The sequence below is a fragment of the Cellvibrio sp. PSBB006 genome, assembly GCF_002162135.1.
Lineage (GTDB): Bacteria > Pseudomonadota > Gammaproteobacteria > Pseudomonadales > Cellvibrionaceae > Cellvibrio.
On record NZ_CP021382.1, the window covers coordinates 188,987 to 215,477 of the forward strand.

Sequence of the window (26,491 nt, forward strand, 5' to 3'; positions counted from 1 at the left end):
GAAAAAGAAAAAATCCCTTGCGCTTCATTGTGATGGCAGGGAAGGAGGCTTGGCAAGGGCGAAAGTGGTTGGATAAATCGATGATATCTCCAAAGAGTTTTTACTCCACTTGGCATTACCCCGAAATAGGTACTACTAAAAAAATAGCAAGCGAAGTTGGTTAACCCTTAAGAGCAATTGAGCCTTCTCCGCAGAGCTTGCATAGTGATATGTGCTGAATCTCTTCCTCCTTATCCCCAACGGTGAGACCCATCTGCGATGCTGCATCAGGAACTCAGACACGGAGGAAATTCTACATCCATCCATCTACGGGCCGGTTTAATCAGCGGTTATGTATTGTGTGGGCATGGCGTGTGGTTTAGCTGGAGCGTTGTGGTTGTCATGTTGCTGCAAGTCGGTTACCCCTATTCCCTGAACGGACTTTTTTCCCTTATCGCGATTGCCGGGATGGCGGGCGGCAGCCTGCGGATTGCCTTGGGGTTTCTGCTGCCCCAGTTTACCTCGCCGTGGGTGTTGGGGTTGTCTATGGCTTTGCTGGTACTTCCAGCCCTTGGCATGGCGGTGGCTTTGCAATACCACGCCACGCTAGAGACGTTGCAGGTGCTGGCGTTGTTGAGCGGGCTGGGTGGTGGTTGCTATTCACTGTATTTGCAGCGCCTCGACACCTCTTTGCATCACCATCAACGGCACAGGGTATTGGGGCTGGGCATCGGCATTGGGCAACTGGGCATGGCGGCGAGCCTGATACTCCTGCCCTGGGTGGTAACCCTCGGCTTCTGGCAATCGCCCGGTCACATCCTGGTCGACGGTAAGGAAAGCAGTACTTTACTTGGCTCAGTTGCAGGGGACAGGGTATGGATTTCAAACATCGGATGGGCTTGGTCTTTACTGCTGACGGGGTTGTTGCTTGTGCTGGCAGCGCTTTCTGGATGGGAACGGTGGGGCGGCGGTCACGGTGGTCTGGCACCGGAACAGTCCAGGCGCACCCATAATACGGTTGCGCAGGGAATGGCTTCTACCAGTTGGGCAATAGGGGTTGGCTTGCTCGTGAGTATGCTGGGCTGTTGGTTGACCTTGCCACCAGAGGCCAATGGCATGGGACTGCAAGTATCCCGCGAGTTGGTAATGGCGGCTATGTTGATCATCATGTTGGCGTTACTGCGCCTGTTTCCGCAGGTACGACAGGACAACGCCCACTCACCTTACAGCATCTTCAATAACAAACACACATGGGTTATGAGCGTGATGTGTTCCATGAGTCTCGGGTCATTTCTGGGCTTGGCAGCGGCCTTGCCACTTACCCTGGAGTGGACCTTTGGTTACGTGTTGGCTGCGGATGGTATGCGTCAGCCCAATCCCAATGCGCCGGGCGTTTTTACGTATGTCTGGATGGGCCCATTCATTGGCATTTTGATGCGGCCTGTAGGTGGTTGGGTGGCTGACCGGTTTGGCGGCGCACGGACCACTCAATGTTGTGCGTTGGTGATGATGTTGGCGGCAGCGGGTGCTGCTTTCTACCTGGGTGCCGCCTATCGGGCGCCTGAACCGGAACAGTATTTTTTTCCGTTTTGTCTTCTGATGTTTGTGCTTTTTTCGGCGGCAGGGGCTGGCCATGCGTCGGTACTTTTCTCGGTCGAACGTTTATTTCCTGCCAGTCAGCAGCGCCATTTAAATACCTGGATGGCTGGCATTGCCGCGTACGGTATGTTTTATATTCCCGGTCTGCTGGCCGAGCAATTACAACGTGGAACGCCGGAGCAAGCAATGGTCAGCTTCGCGTTATTTTATGCACTGTGCTTGCTTCTCAACGGCTGGTTTTACCTGCGGCGTGAAGGTACTTTTTACAACCCTTGATCACAATGAATCTACCTCCAGCGAGGTATGAGTTCTTCCACCAAGGCATCATAGTTTTAGCCTCATCAGCTCTCTACTATCAAATTAACCCCTATAGCCATAGGGTTTTGATGGAGGGATTAGATGAACAACGTAAGTGGTGTCTCCCGATCTGAGCAGTATCGGGCTTTAGGGTTATCAACCCTGGCTTTCACACTCTGCTTCGCCGTTTGGACGATATTTTCGATCCTTGGTATCAGTATCAAGCAGGATTTGGGATTGAGTGATACCCAACTCGGTTTGCTGATGGCTACCCCGATCCTGTCCGGCTCTGTCAGCCGCATCTTTCTCGGTATCATCACTGACCGTTTTGGCGGGCGCTGGGTATTTGGCTCATTGATGCTCCTCTCCGCCGTTTGTGTTTATCTCCTTAGTCTTGCCAACAGTTATGCCATGTTGCTGCTGGCCGCATTGGGGGTTGGTCTTGCTGGCGGTTCGTTTATTGTCGGGGTGGCCTATACCTCGGCCTGGTACGAACAAGGCAAGCAGGGCACCGCGCTTGGCATCTTTGGAGCCGGCAACGTGGGTTCGGCGCTGACCAACTTCGGCGCGCCGTTTTTGCTGTTGTTATTTGGTTGGAAAGGTACAGCACAATTCTATGCAGCGGTTATGGCGATAGCGGGGGTGGGATTTATCCTGCTGGCGAAGCCTGATCCGGCGGCGAAGACGCGGCAACAGACCAAGACGCCATTGCATGAACAATTACAACCACTGACCGAATTGCGGGTGTGGCGCTTTGCGCTCTATTATTTTTTTGTATTTGGGGCCTTTGTCGCACTGGCCTTATGGTTACCCCATTATCTGATGGAGGTTTACGGCTTGACGATTGTGGCTGCCGGTATTGTGACCGCGCTGTACACCGTGCCTGCCTCTCTGTTTCGTATTCTTGGCGGTTGGCTGTCGGATAAATACGGTGCGCGAAAAGTGATGTACTGGACATTGGTGGCTTCGGTGGTCAGCACCTTTTTGCTGAGTTATCCCCCAACGGATTATGTCGTCCACGGTGTGGACCATCAGATTCACTTTAGCCTGGCCGTGAGTTTGACAGCATTTACGCTGCTCACCGCAGTGCTGGGGTTTTTCATGTCCCTTGGTAAAGCCGCTGTATTCAAACATATTCCCGTCTATTATCCCCGCCACGTTGGCGTGGTGGGCGGCATGGTGGGCATGATTGGAGGCTTGGGCGGATTTTTTTTGCCGCTGACCTTCGGCATGCTCAACGATGTCGTAGGCATCTGGCAAAGCTGCTTTATGCTGCTGTTCCTCATCTCCAGTGCTTCACTGGGCTGGATGCACTACGCCATTCGGCAGGCGGAGCGGCATGAGTGGTCCAAAGGGCGGAGCGTCACGGATCTGCCGGAACTTGCAACGCCTGACTCCCTGGTATTGCACGAGTGGCATCCGGAAGACCCAGTGTTTTGGGCGAGCAAAGGTCGGCGGATTGCTCGGCGTAATTTGTGGATTTCCATTCCCAACTTATTCCTCGCGTTTGCCGTCTGGTCTTTGTGGAGCATCCTGGTGGTGAAGTTGCCGCAACTGGGTTTTCCTTACACACCTAACCAGCTCTTCTGGCTTGTGGCCTTGCCGGCATTGTCCGGCGCTACGCTACGCATTTTTTACAGTTTTATGGTGCCTGCTTTTGGTGGTCGACGCTGGACCGCCATATCTACTGCTTCATTGCTCCTGCCGTGTTTGTGGCTTGGCGTCGCGCTACAAAATACCCAAACCTCGTATCTCGTGATGTTGATATTGGCATTGCTGTGCGGCTTTGGCGGCGGTAATTTTGCATCAAGCATGGCCAATATCAGTTTCTTTTTTCCCAAGGCAGATAAGGGCGGGGCTTTGGGTATGAATGCCGGCTTAGGCAACCTGGGGGTTTCCGCGACGCAATTGCTGGCTCCCTTGGTTATTGCGAGCAGTGTGTTCGGTCCGCTGGGCGGCGAAGGCTTGATATCCATCAGCGGTCCGCAGGCAGGGCAATTGCTGTGGTTGCAAAATGCAGCTTTGATATGGGTTCCGTTTATTGTTATCGGTGCTGTCGTCGCCTGGTTCGGTATGAATGATATTGCATCTGCCAAATCATCTTTTAGTGAGCAGGCAGTCATCTTTAAGCGAAAACATACATGGCTGATGTGTTGGTTATACCTGGGCGCCTTCGGTAGTTTTATAGGCTTTGCTGCCGGATTTCCGCTGCTGTCAGGTATGTTGTTTCCCGATATAAATGCCATGCATTACGCTTTTATCGGTCCGTTACTGGGTGCATTGGCGCGTCCGGTGGGTGGCAGAGTGGCAGATAAGTTGGGTGGTGCACGCGTGACATTATGGGTTTTTGTGGCCATGATCATTGGCGTAATCGGTGTGATAGCGTTTTTGCCGGGTGAGGGTAGTACAGGGCATTTCTGGGGATTCTTTTCAATGTTTCTGCTGCTATTTGTTGCGGCTGGCATTGCCAACGGCTCAACCTTCCGCATGGTACCGGTGATGTTTCTTACCTTGCGTCAGCGCGCTGTGGGCGCAGGTGAACAGGCAGACATCGAAGGCAATCGCGAAGCGGCGGCGGTGATTGGGTTTATCTCGGCCATTGCAGCCTATGGCGGTTTTTTTATCCCGAAAGCTTACGGTACTTCGTTTGCTCTCACTGGGGGTGTCGATGCGGCCTTGATGGGGTTTATTGCGTTTTATATCAGTTGCCTCGTTCTGACATGGTGGTATTACGCGCGACGCAATGCCATTGTGCCCTGTTGATGTCTGAATTTATAACTGCCGGGCAATGAGATTACGTTGCTGTAAATAATCCGGTGTGAAGCGAAAGTACACGCCGGTACCACCGCTATCGCGGCGGCGAACGGTTAACTCGCCGCCAAGATTTTTGCCGCGTTCCTGCATGATAGCCAAACCATAATGATTGAGTTTTTCTGGCGATTGGGAAATGCCTACGCCATCATCTTCGATGCTGACACGAACATTTTTTAACTCGTCCTGAACTACTTTTATCAATACTTGGTTCCCCTCACTGTGATGGATCGCATTTTGGGCTGCTTCGCGGATTATCTGTAGCAAGTGAATTTCTTCATTGGGTGTCAAGGGAAGATTATTCAAGTGATAGTCCAACGTAATTTCTATTTCACATTGTTCGCTGAGCTGCTTAACACTGGTTTGTAAAGAGCTTAGCAGGCCTGGTCCATCGACTTTTAATCGGAAGGTGGTCAGTAACTCTCTTAACTGGCGATAAGCAGAGCTCAATCCCTCTTGCAATTCTGCGGAGACATCTTCCAAGGTCGGCTTGTCATTTTTTTCAAGCGCGCGGTTCAGACGAGTCACTTGTATTTTGAGATAAGACAATGCCTGCGCCAGTGAATCGTGCAATTCCCGCGCAATGACGGTACGTTCATGCACCAGTGCCAAACGGCGCGCATTGTCTTCCTGACTTTGCAAACTCAGGGCAACGGCAAGTTGGTCCGCTACGGATTGAATTAACTGCTGTTTCCAATGCTCCAGGGTTTTGCCGTTATTCATACGGCACACCAATACCCCGTAATGCTGTTGTTCGTAAAGCATCGGAAAGCTGTAGCGACAAGCGCCGATAGTGTCGATCCCGCTGGCTTCCATCCCGTTACTGTCATCGCGGATAATTTCGCCTTTTAGGCAGCTGAAGCAATTTTTTGCAGCGCACGGCGTTGCAGTATCATCGACTGGTTTGATTTGAAGATATGGACTGTTACCAATCTCTGTCATCAAACATAATTCAATATCATCGGCTTCAATCAGCTGCGCAAGGCGTGTCACGATACGGTCATAATCAATTCCAAGCGGCTCATGCTCAATAATATTCTTTGCTGTGTCGTACAAAAATTGCAGTGTCGTGTTGCTACGCTGCAATGCCCGGGTTTGTTGGTCAATCTGTTCCTCCATGCGCTCATGCATGTGCGCAATAGCTTCACTCATTCGATTGTGGGTTTGAGCGAGTATGCCCAGTTCATCAAGTTCCTTTGGTGCAATACGGTAACTGAAGTCGCCCTGACCAACGCGTTTTGCTGCTTGGGTTAATTCCGATAAGGGTTGCTCAACCTTGGCTTTTAACCAGTAGATGACAACCGCTGAAAGCAACAAAATCAAGAATAACGCGGTAACCTGAACCATGCGCAGGTTGCGTGCATTGCGTTCCGCATGATGTTGAATGCTGGCGACCAATTGGTTAAGTAGGTCGACCTGTTCGGCCAGCACGGGCTGGATATCTTGCAAGGCTGCCCCGGCTTGCAATTGTGGCTGCACTGTTTGCCAATAGTTACGGGCGGCGCGGTAGGTCTCACGCAACTGTGGATTGTCATGGCGCAGGCTGTTGAAAATCGGGTGTTGCCAAGTCTGCGTCAATTTATTAGTCACTACCGCGAGCTGCTGTTCATCCCTATCTGGCTGACTGATCAGCATGCCGAAGAGATAACTTTGCGCGCGTAGTGAACCGGCAATATTTACCGCGGCGGCATCGCTGTCCGCTTTATCTGAAATCCAGTAAGACGTCATCATGGTTGCCATGGACAACGCCACGATGCCCGCCAAGGCAATACTGATTCGAATCACAATAGATGATTGACGCATAAAAAATCTCGAAGGCCGCCACGAAAAGCATAGAAAAAGGACGTACCGGTGGTTCATCCACTCATCCAGACATCATAGAGGATGTATTGCTGAACAGAAACTGTAAAAAGCAGGGCGAGCTGAAGGGATACCCCTTTTGTGTCCGGTTAACCGTTTCGTCTGACCGATTTGCAACAAATCGTAAAAATTTCTCAGTAAATCAACTCTTTACCTCAATCGTTCTACTACCACTTTGGAGGTATGTGTGCGGTTTTCGTGCTTATCGGTGGTGGCGCAGGATTGCATGGGGTAAAGCATACTGTTGATGAAACGTTTTTTCCCGAATTCCAGGATTCATCAGCAGGAGTTATACATGAGTCATCTTCTCGACAAGTTGCGATTTTTTAAAACGCATCAGGAGAGTTTCGCCGATGGTCTCGGCGTTACCACCAACGAAGACCGTCGATGGGAACGTGCATATCGCCAGCGTTGGCAGCACGATAAGGTTGTACGTTCCACACACGGCGTTAACTGCACCGGCTCGTGCAGTTGGAAAGTGTATGTAAAAGATGGCCTTGTGACTTGGGAAACTCAGCAAACGGATTATCCGCGCACCCGTCCCGACTTACCTAATCATGAACCGCGTGGGTGCCCACGTGGTGCCAGTTATTCCTGGTATATCTACAGCGCCAACCGCTTGAAATATCCCAAAATCCGGCAGGAGTTGATTCGCTTATGGCGCGAAGCCCGTGAACAATTTACCGACCCTGTCGATGCATGGGCGTTCATTGTTGAAAATCCGGCAAAGGCAAAACGCTACAAAGAGCGGCGTGGTTTGGGTGGTTTTATTCGCGCTCACTGGGAAGAGGTGAATGAAATTATCGCCGCTTCCAATATCTATACCGCTAAAGTTTATGGGCCGGATCGTATATCCGGATTTTCTCCCATACCGGCTATGTCCATGGTGTCTTACGCGGCGGGTGCGCGTTATTTATCCTTGATAGGCGGCAACTGTTTAAGTTTTTACGATTGGTACTGTGATCTTCCGCCATCATCGCCCCAGGTGTGGGGTGAACAAACTGATGTCCCTGAGTCCGCGGATTGGTATAACTCAAATTACATTATTGTATGGGGATCAAACGTACCCCAGACACGTACGCCGGATGCGCACTTCCTTACCGAGGTGCGCTATAAGGGCACCAAGACGTGTGTTATCACCTCCGATTATTCCGAAGCGTCCAAGTTCGGTGACACCTGGCTGGCGCCGCGGCAGGGAACTGATGCAGCGCTCGCCATGGCTTTTGGTCATGTGATATTGAAAGAATTTTATGTCGATAGCCAGAGTGACTACTTCACTCATTACGTGAAACGTTACACCGATATGCCCATGTTGGTCATCCTGGAAAAAATCGGCGAGCATTTAATCCAGGGGCGCTTTTTACGTGCGGCTGATTTGGTGGATAACCTCGGCGAACATAACAATCCGGATTGGAAGACGATTGCAGTCAACAGTGCAGACCAACGCCTTGTCAGCCCCAAAGGTTCAATCGGTTACAGATGGGGTGAAGAAGGAAAGTGGAATCTGGAAGCGAAGGAGGGAGCAAAAAATACGGAAGTGGATTTGCAACTGTCACTTCAAGAAAATGCAGATGAAATTGCGGATGTTGCTTTCCCATACTTCGGCTGCAACACGCACGAATACAATTATTTTCAACACACCGATCACAGTGACGTTTTATTGCATAAGGTTCCCGCGCGCCGCTTGGTGTTAGCGACTGGAAAAGAAGTGTTGGTGGCTACTGTCTATGACCTGTTGCTTGCTAACTACGGCGTGGACAATGGATTAAACGACGCCAACTGTGCGAGCAGTTTTGCAGACGACAAACCCTATACTCCCACCTGGCAACAAAAAATTACCGGCGTTAATCCCGCCGATGTCATCCGTGTAGCGCGTGAGTTTGCGCGTAACGCCCATAAAACCCATGGCCGTTCCATGGTGATTGTCGGTGCAGCGTTAAACCACTGGTATAACATGGATATGAACTATCGCGGTCTCGTCAATATGTTGATGATGTGCGGTTGTGTCGGTCAGAGCGGCGGTGGTTGGGCGCATTATGTTGGCCAGGAAAAACTGCGGCCACAAAATGGTTGGCTGCCCTTGGCATTTGCGCTGGATTGGCAACGTCCCGCCCGTCAGATGAACGGCACATCGTTTTTTTATAATCACTCTGATCAATGGCGCTATGAAAAACTCGATATGAGTGAGGTGGTATCGCCTCTGGCCAATAAAGAAAAATGGACGGGTACTATTCTTGATTTCAATACCCGCGCAGAACGTATGGGTTGGTTGCCCTCTGCACCGCAGTTGGCGGTCAATCCCTTAACAATAAGTGCTGCGGCTAAAGCGGCCGGTAAAGAGGTAAAAGATTACGTGGTGGACCAGCTCACCAGCGGTGAGTTGAAGTTTGCTTGTGAAGATCCGGATCACCCACAGAATTTCCCACGCAATATTTTCATTTGGCGATCCAATCTGTTGGGGTCCAGCGGCAAAGGCCATGAGTACATGTTGCGCCACTTTCTTGGTACGAAACATGGTTTGCTTGGAAAAGACCTGGGCGAATTCGGTGGAAAAAAGCCGGAAGATGTGGTGTGGCGAGACAAAGCCCCCGAAGGTAAAGTCGACTTGTGGGTGACATTGGATTTTCGCATGTCCACCACGTGTTTGTATTCCGATATCGTCCTGCCTACTGCCACCTGGTACGAAAAAGACGATATGAATACCTCGGATATGCATCCGTTTATTCACCCGTTATCCAAAGCAATTGATCCCGTGTGGGAATCCCGCAGTGACTGGGATATCTTCAAAGGCATCGCCAAAAAATTCTCCGAGTTAAGTACGGGGCATCTGGGAGTAGAACAGGATGTCGTTACGACACCCATGCTCCATGATACGCCGGAAGAACTGGCACAACCCTATGGGGTAAAAGCCTGGTGGAAAGGTGAATGTCCGGCAATTCCCGGGCAAACGATGCCGAATATCCATCAGGTAGAACGTGACTATCCCAACACTTACCACCGTTTTGTCTCCCTCGGCCCGGCGCTGGAAAAACTCGGCAATGGCGGTAAAGGCATTAAATGGGATACAAAAGATGAAGTGAAATTTTTGGGGCAGCTTAATCGCGTTCACCACGAGGAAGGCGCGAATAAAGGACGACCAAAAATTGAGACAGCTATTGATGCCTGTGAAGTCATTTTATCGCTGGCGCCAGAGACCAATGGGCAAGTCGCGGTGAAAGCCTGGGCTGCCTTATCTGAAAAAACCGGTTTGGATCATACGCATCTGGCGCGTCCTAAAGAAGATGAAAAAATTCGTTTTGCGGATATCGTAGCGCAGCCGCGCAAGATTATCTCCGCACCGACCTGGTCTGGCCTGGAAGACGAACACGTTTCTTATAATGCGGGTTATACCAATGTTCACGAGTTAATTCCCTGGCGCACCATTACCGGGAGGCAACAGTTTTACCAGGATCACGAATGGATGCGCGATTTTGGCGAGACGCTGTGTGTTTACAAACCACCGGTAAATCTGAAAACCATCGAACCGGTTCACAATCGTACCCCGAACGGAAATAAAGAATTGGTCCTCAACTGGATTACGCCACACCAAAAGTGGGGTATTCACAGTACCTATTCCGATAATTTGCTCATGCTGACGTTATCACGTGGTGGCCCAATCGTGTGGCTTAGCGAAGTTGATGCTAAAGCGGCGGGTATTGTCGACAATGATTGGATTGATGTCTTTAACGTAAACGGTGCAATCAGCGCACGAGCCGTGGTTTCCCAACGGGTTCCGCAAGGCATGAGCATGATGTATCACGCCCAGGAGCGCATCGTAAACGTGCCCGGTTCCAGCCTCACCAAAACCCGCGGTGGTATTCATAACTCGGTGACCCGCGCGGTGATGAAACCAACGCATATGATTGGCGGCTATGCGCAACAAGCCTACGGTTTTAACTATTACGGCACCGTCGGTTGTAATCGCGATGAATTCGTCATCGTACGCAAGATGAATAACGTCGATTGGATGGATGAGGAGTAACCCATGAAAGTCAGAGCCCAAATCGGCATGGTGCTGAACCTCGATAAATGCATCGGTTGCCATACCTGTTCGATCACCTGTAAGAATGTCTGGACGTCTCGGGAAGGCGTTGAGTACGCCTGGTTCAATAACGTTGAGACCAAACCCGGTATTGGTTATCCAAAAGAATGGGAGAATCAGGAGAAATGGAATGGCGGATGGAAGTTAACCAGCAAGGGTAAATTACAACCGCGCGTCGGTGGGAAATTACGTGTACTGGCCAATATATTTGCCAATCCGGATCTGCCCGAAATCGATGATTATTACGAACCTTTCGACTTCGATTACCAGCACCTGCACACCGCCGGTGCGAAAAAGCACCAGCCTGTGGCGCGCCCACGTTCGCTGATTACCGGTGAGCGTATGGAGAAAATCGAATGGGGTCCAAACTGGGAAGAGATCCTCGGCACGGAATTTGAAAAGCGTCGCAAAGACAAGAATTTTGACAAGGTTCAGGCAGATATCTACGGCCAGTTTGAGCAGACCTTTATGATGTATCTGCCGCGACTGTGTGAGCACTGCCTTAACCCGGCCTGCGTTTCTTCCTGCCCATCCGGTGCTATCTATAAACGTGAAGAAGACGGCATCGTGCTAATCGATCAGGATAAGTGCCGTGGCTGGCGCATGTGTGTGTCGGCGTGTCCATACAAGAAAATTTATTACAACTGGAAAAGTGGCAAGTCAGAAAAATGTACGTTTTGTTACCCCCGCATTGAAGCAGGGCAGCCGACGGTTTGTTCTGAAACCTGCGTCGGCCGCATTCGCTATCTGGGCGTTCTGCTCTATGACGCCGACCGAATTCAGGAGGCAGCCAGTGTGCCCAACGAAGCGGATTTATATCGAGCTCAATTGGATATCTTCCTTGATCCCCACGACCCTGGTGTGATTGCCGCTGCACAGGCTGAAGGTATACCCGAGTCCTGGATCACTGCCGCGCAAAATTCACCAACCTACAAGATGGCAATTGATTGGAAGATTGCACTGCCATTGCATCCGGAATATCGCACCTTGCCCATGGTTTGGTATGTGCCGCCACTGTCACCGATTCAAAGCGCCGTGCAGGCGGGCCATGTGGGGATGAACGGTGAAATTCCGGACCTCAAATCGCTGCGCATCCCGGTGCGTTATCTGGCTAACTTGCTGACGGCCGGAGAGGAGCAGCCGGTAATTGAAGCACTTGAAAAAATGATTGCTATGCGAGCCTTCAAGCGCGCGCAACAAGTCGATGGTGTAGAGGATCTGGACGTGCTTCAACAAGTTGGTTTGAGCGTCGCCCAGGTGGAAGATATGTATCGCTACATGGCGCTGGCCAATTATGAAGACCGTTTTGTTATTCCCACCAGCCACCGCGCCTATGCGGAAGAAGCTTATGATTTGAAGGGCGGGTGTGGCTTCAGTTTTGGCAATGGCTGTAGTGATGGCAACAATAATGTGAATTTATTTGGTGCTAAGTCAACCGTTGTGCGTCAGGTTGTTCCGGCAAACCATAAGGAGTAAACAATGAAGTCGCTACGAGTTCTTTCGCTGCTGCTGGATTATCCAACGGCAGATCTACACAACGCTCGCGCAGGCTTGCTTGAGTTAATTGAGGAATTGCCGGTGACGTCGAATGTGATCGAGTCCCTCGCAGATTTTATCAACCAGCGTTGCGCAGGGGACCTGCTGGATTGGCAAGCAGAGTATGACGGTCTTTTTGAGAGGGGACGTTCATTATCCCTATTGCTTTTTGAGCATATTCATGGTGAATCACGCGATCGCGGCCAGGCCATGGTGGATCTGCTACAGCAATATAAAACAGCCGGCCTGCAACTGACAGCAAAAGAGCTGCCGGATTATATTCCGTTATATCTTGAGTTTTTATCCACGCAAGGTGAAGAGAATGCGCGCCTGGGGCTAGAGGAGATAGCACATATAGTAGCGCTGTTGTTATGTCGCTTGCAGGATCGTAGCAATAGTTATGCTGCAGTTTTTGCTGCGCTATTACAGCTGTCTGGTGCAAAAGTTGATTTAGTCGATCTGCGCAAACAACTCGCCACTGAAAAACGCGACGATACGCCGGAAGCCCTGGATAAAGTGTGGGAGGAAGAGGCTGTCACATTTACCGCTCAAAGTGCGGGTGATGCCTGTTCTGCGGCGAACTATCGGCCCACTGGCGATCAACGGCGCGATCAGGAACAGGTGCTGGATCTGAGTGGGTTTGCTCGTGCAGGGGCAACCACTATCCCTGTGCGTACGGAGTAATACCGCCTAATAACCGCGTTGCGTGAAGTCATTTTATACGCGCGCTTTAAGGAGTCATCATGTCTAATAGTCTTTTTTTTGTTTTCGGTGTTTATCCTTATATTGCTTTGGCGGTATGCATTATCGGCACCTGGGCGCGGTATGATCGGGAACAATACACCTGGAAAGCCAGCTCCAGCCAATTGCTGGAGAAAAAGCAACTTCGCCGTGGCAGCCTTCCGTTCCATGTCGGTATCCTGGGTATCTTATTCGGTCATTTTGTCGGATTGCTGACACCTGCAAGCGTGTGGCATGTATTCGGCATTACTCCTGCCATGAAGCAGGTGGTTGCCATTGTGGCGGGTGGATTATTTGGGGTGTTGTGTCTTTACGGATTGGTTATTCTGGTTCATCGGCGTTTGATGCACGAACGCGTACGTGCGAGCAGCAGTAGAATGGATATCGCTGTGTTGTTGCTATTACTGGCGCAATTGCTGCTGGGTTTAAGTTCAATCTTTGTTTCACTGGGCCATCTTGATGGGCAAGAAATGCTGAAGTTGATGGCTTGGGCCCAGAACATCGTCACTTTTCATGGTGTTGCGGCGGCAGAGGCCATTCAAGGTGTGCATTGGATTTTTAAAGCACATGTCTTTTTGGGCATGACACTGTTTATCGTATTCCCGTTCAGCCGGTTGGTTCATATCCTCAGTGTTCCATTGAAGTACCTCAATCGTAATTACCAAGTCGTGCGTCGCCGGGGGAATGCATAATGACCATACATCACCACACACCTGCCCAGGACACCACAGCACAAATTAACTCGGCGTTGAAGATTATTCATAGCGATACATTGATGGCCAGCGAGCGTCACAGCGTACCGACTATACGGGTTAATCATCATCACATTTCGGGGGAAAATATTGCAGCCGAGATGCAATATCACCCGGCCACAACGCAACGGGAAGCCATGTTCAAAGCCGCTGAAGCGCTCATTATCGGTGAATTACTTCGCCAGCGCGCGGCGTCCTTACAGTTAGACAATACCGGAACTTCCGAAGATGAGTTGCTCGAGGTGTTGCTGAATGCTGAAGTGACAGCACCGGAAGCAACGGACAAGGAATGTGCCCAGTATTATCACGCTAACACAGCACGTTTCGTTACCTCACCACTGTTGGAATTGCGTCATATTTTAATCGCCGCTGCGCCCGATGATGATGAAGCTCGCATCGCAGCAAAGTCGCGCGCGCAGCAACTCCTTGTCGCTTTGCAATCCGGTGAGGATTTTTCGGCGCTGGCACTGCAGGCGTCAGCATGTCCGTCCCGGGCATTGGGCGGCAGCCTCGGCCAGATTACGCGCGGCCAAACAATCCCGGAATTTGAGCGTCACGTATTTGCAGCCAAGCCCGGATTGCTATCTCATCCGATAGAAAGCCGTTACGGTGTGCATGTGGTGTGGATTGAGCGCAATATTCCCGGCACCCAGTTACCCTACAGTGCAGTAAAAGATCGGATTGCCGATTATCTGAATGAAAAAGTCCGTACCAAAGCGATTGCGCAGTACATTCACAGGTTGATTGCGCAAGCGGATATTGAAGGTTATACGTTTGATGTATCCACTTCGCCATTGATGCAGTGATGTTACCTGAAGGCAGGGAGCAGGGCGTTTGGATCGAAGGAAATATTGATATAAATCAATCGATTAAATGACCAGTTTGTTAGTCTGAAAACAAACCCTAGCTCCGTGAGGCACCATGTCATCATCTTCCCCTTCATTTGATACTCCCCTACATTGGAATACCCGGTTGATCAGTCAATATGATTTGGCTGGGCCGCGTTATACGTCTTATCCCACTGCGCCTCAATTCAGCGTTCATTTTTCTCCTGCCGATTTTGCCGCTGCGGTGGAGCGCAGCAACGCCAGCCAGCGATCTCTGTCGTTGTACTTCCATCTTCCGTTCTGTGACACCTTATGTTTCTATTGTGGCTGCAATAAGGTGGTCACTAACAATAAGAAACGTGCAGAACCCTATTTGCAACGAGTCGAAAAAGAACTGGCGATGCAAGCGCAATGGTTTGATACCCGTCGTCCGGTGAAGCAACTCCACTGGGGCGGCGGAACCCCGACCTTTATCAGCGATGACGAAATGACCTTGCTTATGTCAGCCACGCGAACCCATTTCAATTTGTTGCATGATGACAGCGGTGAATACAGTGTCGAGATTCATCCTGGCCGGGTAAGTGCCGGTACCATGGGGCATTTGCGTCAATTGGGTTTTAATCGGGTCAGCATGGGTGTGCAGGACTTTGACCCGCGCGTCCAAAAGGCGGTTAACAGGTACAATACAGTCGATGATGTCAGGACGTTGGTGCATGCATTACGTGCGCAAGATTACCACTCAATCAGCATGGATTTAATTTACGGATTGCCGCTGCAATCAAAGCAAAGTTTTTCGGCAACCCTGGCACAAGTCATTGATCTCTCACCGGATCGTTTATCCTTATTTAATTACGCGCATTTGCCGCACCTATTTAAAAGCCAGGCGTTGATCAAGGAAAAAGAATTGCCTTCAGCGCAGGAGAAGCTCGACATCCTGCAAATGTCTATCGAGACATTGCAGCAGGCGGGATATGTGTACATCGGTATGGACCATTTTGCCAAACCCGAAGACAGTTTGGTGCAAGCTCAGCGCGCCGGGAAGTTACAACGAAATTTCCAAGGTTACTCAACCCATGGCGATTGCGATCTGGTAGCGTTTGGTGTGTCATCCATCAGTGCATTTGGTGGAGTTTATGTGCAAAACGCCAAGGTAGTTGAGCAATACCAGCAATTAATTGACAGTGGGAAATTGGCTTCTGTGAAAGGTTTTGCCTTGAGTGAAGAGGATCATCTGCGGCAATTTGTCATCAACCAATTGATCTGCCACTTTGTTCTGGACTTTAACGATGTTCAACAAAATTTTGGCATTAATGCACAACAACATTTTTCAGAAGAGTTGGCCGAGCTGACTCCGATGATTGAAGACGGACTACTCTCCGTGAGTGCTACAGGCATTCAGGTCCATAACGCGGGCCGTTTACTTATTCGTAGGGTTTGTATGGTATTCGATGAGTATTTGAAAAAAGGCAACCAGATTCGCTATTCAAAAGTTATCTGATCATCGTTTTACCTCCGTCGTTTCCTCTTGCTTTTTCACGATCATGACGCCGGTTCCCGGCGTTTTTTCTGCTGCTGCATGTTCTCCCGGCCTACCTCCGATGGGGTAGGGTCATGCTCTGTGTTTTATGTTTTACTACATATAGAAGGCGTATAAATAAAAAACACTATATGTGGTGATTGCATGGAATATCTTCGCTTTACTAACGAATATATTGTCTGGCAGGAAGTACCGGGAGAGACGAGCCTGGCTTATACCATCAGTGGTTGCCGGGTGGGATGCGCGGGTTGTCACAGCAACCACACCTGGAACCCACACGCAGGTCAACTGCTTACCGCCGATTACCTCAGTCGCCGAATTCAGGAATATCGCGACATGATCACCTGCGTGCTTTTTCTGGGCGGTGAGTGGCAACCACGTGCGCTCTTGCCGCTATTGATCCTCGTTCGTAACGCTGGATTACATCGATGTCTCTACACCGGGTTGGAACACATTTCTCCTTCTTTGCAAGAACACCTCACTTACCTAAAGACAGGTCCATGGCGACCCGAACTCGGCGGACTGACCAGTCCGAAGACGAATCAACGCTTTGTTGATCTGCGCACCAACGAAATCCTGAACCATAAATTTACCCAAACCTTTTAAGGAGAATGACATGTTACGTCTCAATCCGGAGCAGCTGGACCATAAGCTGAATTTTATTGCGGATTATCTCGCGGCTGACAATGCTGCTGATAGTTCAAGGATGGACCCTAATGCCAATGTGACGCAGAAAAATATTGCGACACTGGAAACCGAGTTGATGAAAGATTTTTTTGTCCAAGTCAACCGTGCTAAAGTGAAACAAAAAATATCAGCATTATTTGGCGACGCGTTGGCTAATGAATACCTACGCCAAATAGAACACCATGAAATTTATGTGCACGATGAAACCAGCCTGAAGCCTTATTGTGTATCTCTCACGCTCTATCCCTTCCTGCGCGACGGCTTAACCAAATTAGGTGGGGAGTCCCGCGCACCCCAACACCTCGAATCTTTCTGTGGCAGTTTTGTAAACCTGGTATTCGCGGTAAGCGCGCAATTTGCCGGCGCAGTAGCAACCGTTGAGTTTCTGACATACTTTGATTACTTCGCACGCCGCGATTATGGGGATAACTATCTGATCACGCATACCCGCGAAGTGAGCAATCATCTACAGCATGTGGTCTATGCGCTGAATCAACCTGCCGCAGCCCGGGGTTACCAAAGCGTTTTCTGGAATATCTCGCTCTACGACAGTTATTACTTTGAGGCTATGTTTGGTAATTTTGTCTTCCCGGATTTTACCAAACCAGATTGGACATCCGTGTGTGCTTTGCAGGATTTCTTTATGGGATGGTTTAATCAGGAGCGTACAAAAGCCATCCTGACGTTTCCAGTGGTCACGGTTGCGATGTTGACAGAGAAGGGTGGGTGCAAGGATAGCCAATTTGCCAATCGTATGGCGGAACAACTGGCCCAGGGAAATTCTTTTTTTATTTATCTGTCAGATAACGCCGATTCACTGGCATCCTGCTGCCGGTTGCGCAGTGAGATTAACGATCACACCTTTTCCTACACCTTGGGGGCCGGTGGTGTGGCAACGGGTTCAATCAACGTCATTACGCTGAATATGAATCGCCTGGTGCAAGACGGTCGAGATCTTGCTGAGGAAGTGCATAAGGTCCATCAATACCAGGTAGCGTATCGACAACTGATGGAGGAGTATCTGGCGGCAGGGATATTAAGTGTATACGACGCCGGATTTATCAGCCTGGACAAACAATTTCTCACCATTGGTATTAATGGCATGGTTGAGGCCGCTGAATCCCAAGGCTTATTGCCTGGTAATAACCCTGATTACATCGCCTTTGTCCAGCGCCACCTGAGGATCATCTTTGAAGCGAACAAGACCGCAAGGAAACGCTGGGGTTATTTGTTTAACACGGAATTTGTGCCCGCAGAAAATCTCGGGGTTAAAAATGCAAAGTGGGATAGGGCAGACGGCTATTTTGTCCCGCGTGATTGTTACAATTCCTATTTCTATCCGGTGGAAGACGAAACTATCAATACGATTGACAAGTTTTTATTACACGGGCGTCAGCTTGTCGACTATCTGGACGGTGGCTCCGCATTACACCTGAATCTAGAGGAAGCATTGGATAAACAGGGCTTCATATCTTTGCTGAATATTGCGGCGCGTAGTGGCTGTAATTATTTTTGTGTAAACGTAAAAATCACCATCTGTAACCAATGTGACCATATTGATAAACGCACCCTGAGCGAATGCCCGGCGTGTCGTTCGCAGGATATCGATTATGGTACTCGTGTCATCGGCTACCTCAAGCGTGTTTCGGCCTTTAGTAGTGGGCGAAGAAAAGAGCACGCCCTGCGTCATTATCATCGGACACCCAGGGATCTACCCATACAACTACCTAAAAAGGCGCATAGTGCTGCTGCCTTGATACAGTTACTCTAGTTCGCTGATCGAGTATTTCATTTCGTGCTCTGTGGAATACTCCTTCTCCCCTTGAACGCTCACAAGGACGTGAGTTTTTTTGCCGTCCCTGGCAAATTGATGGTTGTTACGGATGAGCAAACGAAACAAGTAATTTAACGAATCCGCCGGCGGGATAAGCCGCATGAGACGGTGGTTCGGATTGCATTGAGATTACCTGGTCGGTATGTGCCAGTAATTCTTCCAGCAAGATACGTAACTCCAATCGCGCCAGTGGGGCGCCGGGACAAATGTGAATGCCACTACCATAGAGTAAGTTTTTCTGTTGGTCTCTATTCCATTGAAAATTTAAAGCATTCTCGAACACGCTATCGTCGCGGTTTGCAGAGGCCCAAAATAACGTTAACCGTTCACCCGCTTGAATGTCCCGTCCGCCGATAACAACCGGCCGGGTAGTCAGGCGCCGGTTGGTTAATAGTGGCCCATGAATTCGAAGGATCTCTTCAATAGCCTCAGGAATTTTTTCCGGGTGCTGGCGCAGCGTTAACTGTATGTCTTGTCGGCTGACCAAAAAGTAAATAATAATTCCTATCGCTGCGGAAATTGTACCTACCTCGCCGCCAGTCCAGTTGCGCACGATGCTAATGATTTCATCGTCATGCAGCGGTCGACCATGCACCTCCGCGCGGGTTAGCGAACCCATCACATCCGTTGCGCCTGAAAGACGTTTGCTCGCCAGAATATCACTCACCATATGCTGGAAATGCTCAGCCACTTCTGCCATATCCGTGCGATCCCCCGCCAATACGGCGGCTTGGTTGCGTTTCATCCAGCGTTGCAAATCGTCTCGTTTATCTTCCGGCCAACCAAGAAAAGCGCATTGAACATCAAGTGCGTAAGGTTCAGCCAATTGCGCGACACAATCAAAAGACGCTACTTTTGATTGTCCGCGCAGCAATTGGTCGGCCAAATTCCTGCACAGCGGTTCAAAGCGTTGTATGGCGTCAGAGGAAAAGTAGGGCTCGATTATTGCGCGGTAAACGGTGTGTTCCGGTGGGTCCATACTATTGGGCACAGAAACATGGGCCGATACCGTGCTGCTAAAGGTATTGTGATCGTGCAATACCTGGGAGATATCCTGGTGGCGAAATAAAGACCATTGCAAATAATCACTGTAGGCCACCGGACACTGCTTGCGCATTCTATCGTAGGCGTGAAGAGGGTCATCGAGTACCTGCTCGGCGCGTGGATTCCAATCATCAGATTTCGTCGTCATAAAATACCTCAATATAAACAGTAACAGGACGAATAGATCACTTGAAGGTAATGGCTGAATGCTGTTCACTAAATGGGTAGCAACACAAGAAGCATAGTTTATGCAGCATCCTCTACCTATAACGCGTTTGTGGTAGCTGGAATGTATTACTATAGTGGGTGCCAGTGAAAAGTAAATTAACCCGATTTACCTATTGTTGGAGAGCAAAATGCTTACGGTAGAAATTTATCGTTACAATCCCGAGGTAGACGATGTGCCTTATATGGCGTCTTATACGGTGGACGACGCTTTCCGCACCCGTATGGTTCTGGATGTTCTTGAATATGTAAAGACGCATGATGAAACATTAAGCTTTCGTCGATCATGCCGTGAAGGCGTGTGCGGCTCTGACGGGATGAACATTAATGGTCGAAATGGTCTTGCCTGTATCAATCGCGTAGAAGATGTGCTCGCTGGTGACAGAATATTAACGCTGAGACCATTAACTGGCATGCCCGTTATTCGCGACTTGGTGGTAGACCTGACGCTATTTTTTAAACAATACGAACGCATCGCTCCCTATCTGATAAATGATGAGGTGGCAGTAGGCAGAGAGCGGCTGCAATCCCCCGAAGACCGGGAAAAACTGGATGGCCTATATGAATGTATTCTGTGTGCGTGCTGCAGTTCAGCCTGTCCATCCTACTGGTGGAATCCTGAGAAATACGTAGGGCCCGCTGGTTTGCTCCAGGCGTATCGTTTCTTGAATGACTCCCGTGACCGCGCCACCGCTGAACGGCTCGAAAATCTGCAAGATCCTTTTTCTGTCTTTCGGTGCCACAACATCGGCAACTGTGTTGCGGTGTGTCCCAAAGGACTGAATCCTATGGGAGCAATTGGCCACATAAAACGTATGCTTTTCACGCGGGGTGTTTAATATCTTGCTCCGCCAATTCCTCTGTCAACTCCAGCAGGCCGCGATACAACAGCGATGGCAATATTTTCGTAACCTCCACTCGGTCAAGTAAATTTTTGACAGCGAGCCCCAATTCCGTATCGCCGGTAATCCGCAATCTTCGTCGAAAAAATAAGGTATCCGGGTCAATTTTTCCAGCGGCTAATAACATAAAGTCTTTTAACTCCGCCGCCACAAGAACATCAGCTTTATCATTTGTAATGTTGACCACCAAGCGGCTTTTTTCCAGGCCCACCGAAAAATGAAAAGCGATATCAGTAACCTGAATAAGTATCCTGCGCTGCTTAATAAAATCCAGCTCTCCCTGTTTTATGGGATCGCGAAAGGCGAAATTTAGCCAGTACGCAAGGGAGAATCGCAGTAACGCTGAGGGTGTTTGCGTCACCAGGGTTTTGGTTGCATTAGGTAGCCTAGCTACCACTTTCTGGGTAACCCATTTGCGTTTAAACATCATGCATACCTCGATAATAAAAAATTTATACTAGCAGAACAGAAACAGCCGCCGCAGAGATTTTTTATCAGGTAAAGCTATGGAACTTTTATGCCCCGCAGGCAGCATGCCAACGCTCAAGGTTGCGCTCGAAAAAGGCGCTGATGCAATTTATGTGGGATTGCGCGATGAGACTAACGCACGGCATTTCAGCGGTCTCAACTTTACGCAGGATGAATTAAATCAGGCCGCGCAATACGTTCATCGTCAACGGCGGAGACTGCATGTGGCGATCAATACCTTTGCACATCCTGGGCACTATAGTCGCTGGCAATCCGCTGTCGATGTTGCGGTAAAGGCCGGTGCCGATGCGCTGATTCTCGGCGATATTGCGTTGTTAGGTTATGCGGCAGAACGTTATCCCCATGTTGATCGGCATTTGTCTGTGCAGGCTTCCGCGACCAATGCAGCGGCTATAGATTTTTACCAGCGCATGTACCAGGTCTCCCGCGTTGTCTTACCGCGCGTATTATCCATGCAGCAGGTTGCTGCACTGGCGCATTCGTGCAGCACAGAACTGGAAGTATTTGCATTCGGAAGTTTATGCATCATGGCGGAAGGGCGATGCTATTTGAGTTCTTACATGACCGGCGAGTCACCCAATAATTCCGGTGCCTGCTCGCCCGCAAAGTTTGTACGATGGGAGGAGCGTGACGGAAAACTGGAGTCGCGGCTAAACAACTATTTGATTGATCGGTTTGATCCCGATGAAAACGCTGGTTATCCAACATTGTGTAAAGGGCGTTTTACGGTTGATGACCAGCGTTATCACGTGCTGGAAGAACCCACCAGCCTGAACACCTTGAATTTGTTGCCGAATTTATATCGTGAAGGAATTAAGGCAGTAAAGATCGAAGGCCGGCAGCGCAGCCCGGCCTACGTTGCTCAGGTTACACATATTTGGCGCGCCGCGATTGATCGCGTGCTGGCGAACCCTGAAGGCTATGTTGCAGCCGAGGAGTGGAACAGGGCGCTTGCACAACTCTCTGAAGGCAGTCAAACCACGTTGGGCGCCTACCATCGGCACTGGCGTTAGGGAAGTAAAAATCACTCAACAATGGTTAAACCATGAAATTTTCCTTGGGGCCCATACTGTATTTTTGGCCTAAACAAAAAGTGCTGGCGTTTTATAAAACTGCGGCGGAGTCCTCTGCTGATGTTATTTATCTGGGAGAGACGGTTTGCTCAAAGCGGCGTGAACTGCGGCTGGCGGACTATCTGGCTATTGCGCATCAATTGCGTGAAGCGGGCAAGGAAGTGGTGTTGTCAACAATGACCCTACTCGAATCGCCGGCTGACCTTCGGGAACTGCGACGCTATTGCGATAATGGTGAATTTCTTGTTGAGGCGAACGATTTCGGAGCAATCGGTCTGCTACAGGAGCAAGGTTTGCCGTTTGTTGCCGGTGCTGCCATCAACTGTTACAACCATCACAGCTTGCGCCGATTGGTTGCCATGGGCATGCAGCGTTGGCTGATGCCTGTTGAGCTATCGCAGGAATGGCTGGAGGCTATTCTGATGCAACCGGAGATCCAGGATGTACGCGATTGTTTTGAGGTGGAGATTTTCAGTTTTGGCCATCTACCACTCGCGTGGTCTGCTCGTTGTTTTACCGCCCGCTCTGAAGATCGACCAAAAGATGAATGCCAATTGTGTTGTATCAACTACCCGCAAGGTCGAGTGGTCAATAATCAGGACGGCGAACGGCTATTTTTGCTTAATGGTATTCAGACGCAATCCGGCGACCGCTACAACCTGATTAATGCCGTGCACACAATGACCGGACTCGTTGATGTAGTCCGGCTGAGTCCGCAATCGGAAGAGACGTTTGAATGGCTTGAGCGTTTTCGGCTGCGTTACCAGGATGGCGTTACGACTACATTAGCGGAACATGATTGTAATGGTTATTGGCATCGTTTAGCTGGTATTCGCCAACTTACGGGTGATTGATGTTGTTTGCCACAGTCGTTCTACAAAAAGGTAAATATGATGACTCAACAAGATTCTGCTGACATGGGGATGTCCTCGGATATCACGGATTTACAATCGGCGTCTTACGATATTTGGGATAAGAAATATCGTTTGAAAGACGGCGATGTTTGTATCGATCAAACGATTGCGGACACCTGGTGCCGCGTTGCAAAAGCTTTAGCCGAGGTCGAGCCGAAACGCAAAACACATTGGGAGAAAGAGTTCCTGTGGGCGCTGGAACATGGTGCTATTCCTGCGGGCCGGGTTATTTCCAATGCGGGGGCGCAAACCTGGAAACCGGCAACCTCTACCATTAATTGCACGGTATCCGGGACGATCGAGGATTCCATGCATGGCATCCTGGAGAAGAATCTGGAAGCCGGGCTGACCTTAAAAGCTGGCTGTGGCATTGGTTATGAATTTTCGACATTACGCCCCAAAGGTGCCTATGTTGCCGGTGCGGGTGCCAATACATCGGGTCCGCTTTCGTTTATGGATATCTTCGATAAGATGTGTTTCACAATATCCTCTGCGGGAGGTAGGCGCGGTGCGCAGATGGCGACCTTCGATATATGTCATCCGGACGTCATAGAATTTATTCATGCAAAGCGTGAAGACGGGCGCTTGCGTCAATTCAATCTGTCCCTTCTCATTACCGATGAATTTATCCAGGCCGTGAAAGCTGATGCCAGCTGGCCTTTGTCCTTTCCATTAACGGAGCGGGACCTTGAGCGAACAGCGCTAGCATTGGATGATCCGAGTCAGGTTATATGGCGCCGCCTGGATCACTTGTCCCTACAATATCGGCGTAATGCGATAGGTGAGGTGGCCTGTAAAGTCTATAAAAAGATTCCAGCGCGGCAATTGTGGGATCAGATCATGCGCGCCACTTATGATTTTGCCGAACCCGGTTTTATTTTGATTGATCGGGTTAATGAGTGGAATAACAACTGGTTTTGCGAAACGATTCGTGCCACCAATCCCTGCGGTGAGCAACCTTTACCGCCCTATGGAAGTTGTTTGCTGGGTTCGGTGAATTTGACTCAATTTGTTGATCAGCCGTTTAGCGAACAAGCGACCTTCGATTGGGAAAAATTCCGGCGGGTAGTGAGCGTGTTTACGCGGATGCTGGATAATGTTGTGGAGATTAACGGCCTGGTTTTACCGGAACAGCAACAGGAAATCTATCGCAAGCGACGCCACGGTATGGGGTTCCTGGGACTTGGCTCGGCATTAACGATGCTGCGCATTGCTTACGGCAGCCCGGCATCAGTAGCCTTCACCGAAGAGGTAACTAAAGAACTGGCGCTGACCGGTTGGCGTGCCGGGGTCGCCCTTGCCCAAGAGAAAGGTGCCGCACCGATATTTAATGAGGAGTTCATATTAACGCCGGGCATGTTGTCTATGCGTCCTGCGTTGAAGCAGCACTACAAAGAGGGAGACAGTGTAGCGGGGAAGGTGTTATTGGCTTATTACAGTCGCTACATGAATCTGTTGGCTGACGAAGATCCCCAATTGGTAGAAGATATCGCCACATATGGCTGTCGGTTCACTCACCATAGCTCTATTGCTCCCACCGGAACTATCTCATTGTCGCTGGCTAATAATGCCAGCAATGGCATCGAGCCAAGCTTTGCGCATCATTATTCGCGCAATATTATTCGCGAAGGTCGTAAGACAAAGGAAAATCTGGATGTGTTTTCTTATGAGCTTCTTCGGTATCGTGAACTTTGTGATCCCCAGGCAAAACCTCATCCGCAAAAGGGTGAAACGGGCTTGCCTGAGTATTTTGTGGTAAGTGATCAGATTACACCTGAGCAGCATGTCGATGTTCAGGCTGCCGCACAAAAATGGGTTGATTCCTCTATCTCCAAAACAATCAATGTGCCTACCGACATATCCTATGAAGATTTCAAGAATATTTATTTATATGCATATGAAAAAGGGCTCAAGGGGTGTACCACGTTTCGGTATAACCCGGAGGCATTCCAGGGTGTGCTGGTTAAGCAACAGGATCTGGAAAACACCACTTATGTCTTCGAATTGGCTGATGGTTCCAAGGTGGAATTCAAGGGCAACGAGATGGTGGAGTACGAGGGAGAATTGCACATGGCTGCAAACCTCTATGATGCACTTAAAGAAGGCTATTATGGGAAATTTTAAGGTGAGTCTATGACAGCGAGGATCTACCAGAAAATTACGGGTGTGTATGTAAAGCCCAAAGCGGATGATGGCGCGGACGCGATAGAGCAAATGCATGAAAAGTTCGAGCGGCCAGAGATGCTCACAGGGTCGACTTACAAAATTAAAACGCCCTTGTCAGATCATGCTCTATACATCACCATCAATGATGTGATCCTGAATGCGGGCACTGATCATGAAACACGTCGGCCTTTTGAAATATTCATTAACTCAAAGAATATGGAGCATTTTCAATGGGTGGTTGCATTGACACGAGTTATTTCCGCCGTGTTTCGCAAAGGGGGCGATGTGACATTCCTGGTGGAGGAACTGAAAGCGGTATTTGATCCCCAAGGCGGATACTTCAAATCCGGTGGCCGTTTTATGCCGTCACTTGTTGCTGAGATAGGGGACGCCATTGAAGCTCATATGAAACATATTGGTCTGATAACCCCGGAGGAGCCAAGCGAATACCAAAAGCAGTTGTTACAGGAAAAGCGTAAGGAATATGAAGATCGTCATAACCTTGTAACAGCGAATAACGAATATCCCTCATCCGCTGAGTTATGTTTGAAGTGCCATACAAAGGCAGTCATTGTTATGGATGGTTGTAAAACCTGCCTAAGCTGTGGCAATTCAAAATGTGGTTAACCGCCATCGCAGTGGGTAACTCTGTTCGAAATAATTGATTGAAGTCAAACTGTCCATTAGGCGCCAGGATTAACATGGCCGTGACAGTTGATTCCCTCTTATGCGTGGGAGAAAAAATGGTGACTACCGTCAAACCTTTGGTTTATTCATGTTCCGGCTGTTCGAATGTAGCTCAGTTGGCGAATGATGTTGCGGTACTGATGGACCGCGAAGGGCTGGCACAAATGTCCTGTATAGCCGGTGTGGGCGGGCAAGTGAAAAAGCTTGTTAACATCGCAAGATCCGGGCGCGATATTTTAGCGATTGATGGTTGCCGCTTGGCCTGTGTTAAAAATACCCTGGCGTTGCACGGTGTAACCCCTAAATGGTATCTGGAGTTAACCGAGTTGGGTTTGAAGAAACGCGATGGAGAGGATTGTTCACTCGCTGATTTTTATCGGGTGCTGAGTTACACATATCGCTTGCCCGATTTGATTCCGGTTAAACAACTTCCTATTAATTAAGTACCCG

19 protein-coding genes are annotated in these 26,491 nt (G+C 49.6%); 16 read left to right on the forward strand and 3 right to left on the reverse strand.

Features of this window, described 5'->3' with window-relative positions; all coding sequences use genetic code 11:
- Window positions 1-372: 372 nt before the first annotated feature.
- Window positions 373-1,854: a nitrate/nitrite transporter gene (locus CBR65_RS00940; RefSeq protein ID WP_157671937.1), complete on the forward strand. Its 1,482-nt coding sequence runs from the start codon at window positions 373-375 to the stop codon at window positions 1,852-1,854.
- A 123-nt stretch (window positions 1,855-1,977) separates the two neighbouring features.
- Complete coding sequence (locus CBR65_RS00945; RefSeq protein WP_087465122.1) at window positions 1,978-4,638, forward strand: MFS transporter; 2,661 nt, start codon at window positions 1,978-1,980, stop codon at window positions 4,636-4,638.
- Between the two features lie 9 nt (window positions 4,639-4,647).
- On the opposite strand, the gene CBR65_RS00950 is transcribed toward CBR65_RS00945, so the two are convergent.
- Window positions 4,648-6,489, reverse strand: a complete 1,842-nt coding sequence (locus CBR65_RS00950; RefSeq protein WP_087465123.1) for a histidine kinase — start codon at window positions 6,487-6,489, stop codon at window positions 4,648-4,650.
- Window positions 6,490-6,841: 352 nt separating this feature from the next.
- Here CBR65_RS00950 and CBR65_RS00955 point away from each other — a divergent pair, with 352 nt between their 5' ends.
- From CBR65_RS00955 to nrdD, 8 genes are all read left to right on the forward strand, one after another.
- A complete protein-coding gene (locus CBR65_RS00955) occupies window positions 6,842-10,567 on the forward strand; it encodes a nitrate reductase subunit alpha (protein WP_087465124.1) in 3,726 nt (1,241 codons plus the stop codon).
- A 3-nt stretch (window positions 10,568-10,570) separates the two neighbouring features.
- Window positions 10,571-12,103: a nitrate reductase subunit beta gene (gene narH, locus CBR65_RS00960; RefSeq protein ID WP_087465125.1), complete on the forward strand. Its 1,533-nt coding sequence runs from the start codon at window positions 10,571-10,573 to the stop codon at window positions 12,101-12,103.
- Between the two features lie 3 nt (window positions 12,104-12,106).
- Window positions 12,107-12,847: a nitrate reductase molybdenum cofactor assembly chaperone gene (narJ, locus tag CBR65_RS00965; protein ID WP_087465126.1), complete on the forward strand. Its 741-nt coding sequence runs from the start codon at window positions 12,107-12,109 to the stop codon at window positions 12,845-12,847.
- 59 nt (window positions 12,848-12,906) lie between these two features.
- The gene (gene narI, locus CBR65_RS00970) at window positions 12,907-13,596 is read left to right on the forward strand and encodes a respiratory nitrate reductase subunit gamma (protein WP_087465127.1); all 690 of its coding nucleotides are present in this window, start codon (window positions 12,907-12,909) and stop codon (window positions 13,594-13,596) included.
- Entirely contained in the window at window positions 13,596-14,462 is an 867-nt protein-coding gene (locus CBR65_RS00975; RefSeq protein WP_232461297.1) for a peptidylprolyl isomerase, read from the forward strand. The genes narI and CBR65_RS00975 overlap by 1 nt, the downstream gene beginning before the upstream one ends.
- Window positions 14,463-14,577: 115 nt before the next feature.
- Complete coding sequence (gene hemN / locus CBR65_RS00980) at window positions 14,578-15,981, forward strand: oxygen-independent coproporphyrinogen III oxidase (RefSeq protein WP_087465128.1); 1,404 nt, start codon at window positions 14,578-14,580, stop codon at window positions 15,979-15,981.
- A gap of 183 nt (window positions 15,982-16,164) precedes the next feature.
- Window positions 16,165-16,626 carry an anaerobic ribonucleoside-triphosphate reductase activating protein gene (gene nrdG, locus CBR65_RS00985; RefSeq protein WP_087465129.1) on the forward strand — a complete coding sequence of 154 codons (462 nt, stop codon included), beginning with the start codon at window positions 16,165-16,167 and terminating at the stop codon, window positions 16,624-16,626.
- A gap of 10 nt (window positions 16,627-16,636) precedes the next feature.
- Complete coding sequence (gene nrdD / locus CBR65_RS00990) at window positions 16,637-18,478, forward strand: anaerobic ribonucleoside-triphosphate reductase (protein ID WP_087465130.1); 1,842 nt, start codon at window positions 16,637-16,639, stop codon at window positions 18,476-18,478.
- A 106-nt stretch (window positions 18,479-18,584) separates the two neighbouring features.
- Here nrdD and CBR65_RS00995 read toward each other — a convergent pair whose 3' ends face one another.
- Window positions 18,585-19,733: a cytochrome P450 gene (locus CBR65_RS00995; protein ID WP_087465131.1), complete on the reverse strand. Its 1,149-nt coding sequence runs from the start codon at window positions 19,731-19,733 to the stop codon at window positions 18,585-18,587.
- Between the two features lie 208 nt (window positions 19,734-19,941).
- On the opposite strand from CBR65_RS00995, the gene CBR65_RS01000 reads away from it, so the two are divergent.
- Window positions 19,942-20,649, forward strand: a complete 708-nt coding sequence (locus tag CBR65_RS01000; RefSeq protein ID WP_087465132.1) for a succinate dehydrogenase iron-sulfur subunit — start codon at window positions 19,942-19,944, stop codon at window positions 20,647-20,649.
- On the opposite strand, the gene CBR65_RS01005 is transcribed toward CBR65_RS01000, so the two are convergent.
- Window positions 20,633-21,142, reverse strand: a complete 510-nt coding sequence (locus CBR65_RS01005) for an SCP2 domain-containing protein (RefSeq protein WP_087465133.1) — start codon at window positions 21,140-21,142, stop codon at window positions 20,633-20,635. The genes CBR65_RS01000 and CBR65_RS01005 overlap by 17 nt on opposite strands.
- A gap of 76 nt (window positions 21,143-21,218) precedes the next feature.
- On the opposite strand from CBR65_RS01005, the gene CBR65_RS01010 reads away from it, so the two are divergent.
- The 5 genes from CBR65_RS01010 to CBR65_RS01030 all read left to right on the forward strand — a co-directional run bounded on the left by CBR65_RS01010 (window position 21,219) and on the right by CBR65_RS01030 (window position 26,484).
- Window positions 21,219-22,214, forward strand: a complete 996-nt coding sequence (locus CBR65_RS01010) for a peptidase U32 family protein (protein WP_087465134.1) — start codon at window positions 21,219-21,221, stop codon at window positions 22,212-22,214.
- Between the two features lie 32 nt (window positions 22,215-22,246).
- The gene (locus CBR65_RS01015; protein WP_087465135.1) at window positions 22,247-23,128 is read left to right on the forward strand and encodes a U32 family peptidase; all 882 of its coding nucleotides are present in this window, start codon (window positions 22,247-22,249) and stop codon (window positions 23,126-23,128) included.
- A 36-nt stretch (window positions 23,129-23,164) separates the two neighbouring features.
- Entirely contained in the window at window positions 23,165-25,312 is a 2,148-nt protein-coding gene (locus tag CBR65_RS01020) for an adenosylcobalamin-dependent ribonucleoside-diphosphate reductase (RefSeq protein WP_232461298.1), read from the forward strand.
- 9 nt (window positions 25,313-25,321) lie between these two features.
- A complete protein-coding gene (locus CBR65_RS01025; RefSeq protein WP_087465137.1) occupies window positions 25,322-25,981 on the forward strand; it encodes an NrdJb in 660 nt (219 codons plus the stop codon).
- Between the two features lie 74 nt (window positions 25,982-26,055).
- A complete protein-coding gene (locus tag CBR65_RS01030) occupies window positions 26,056-26,484 on the forward strand; it encodes a putative zinc-binding protein (RefSeq protein WP_304441685.1) in 429 nt (142 codons plus the stop codon).
- Window positions 26,485-26,491: the final 7 nt, after the last annotated feature.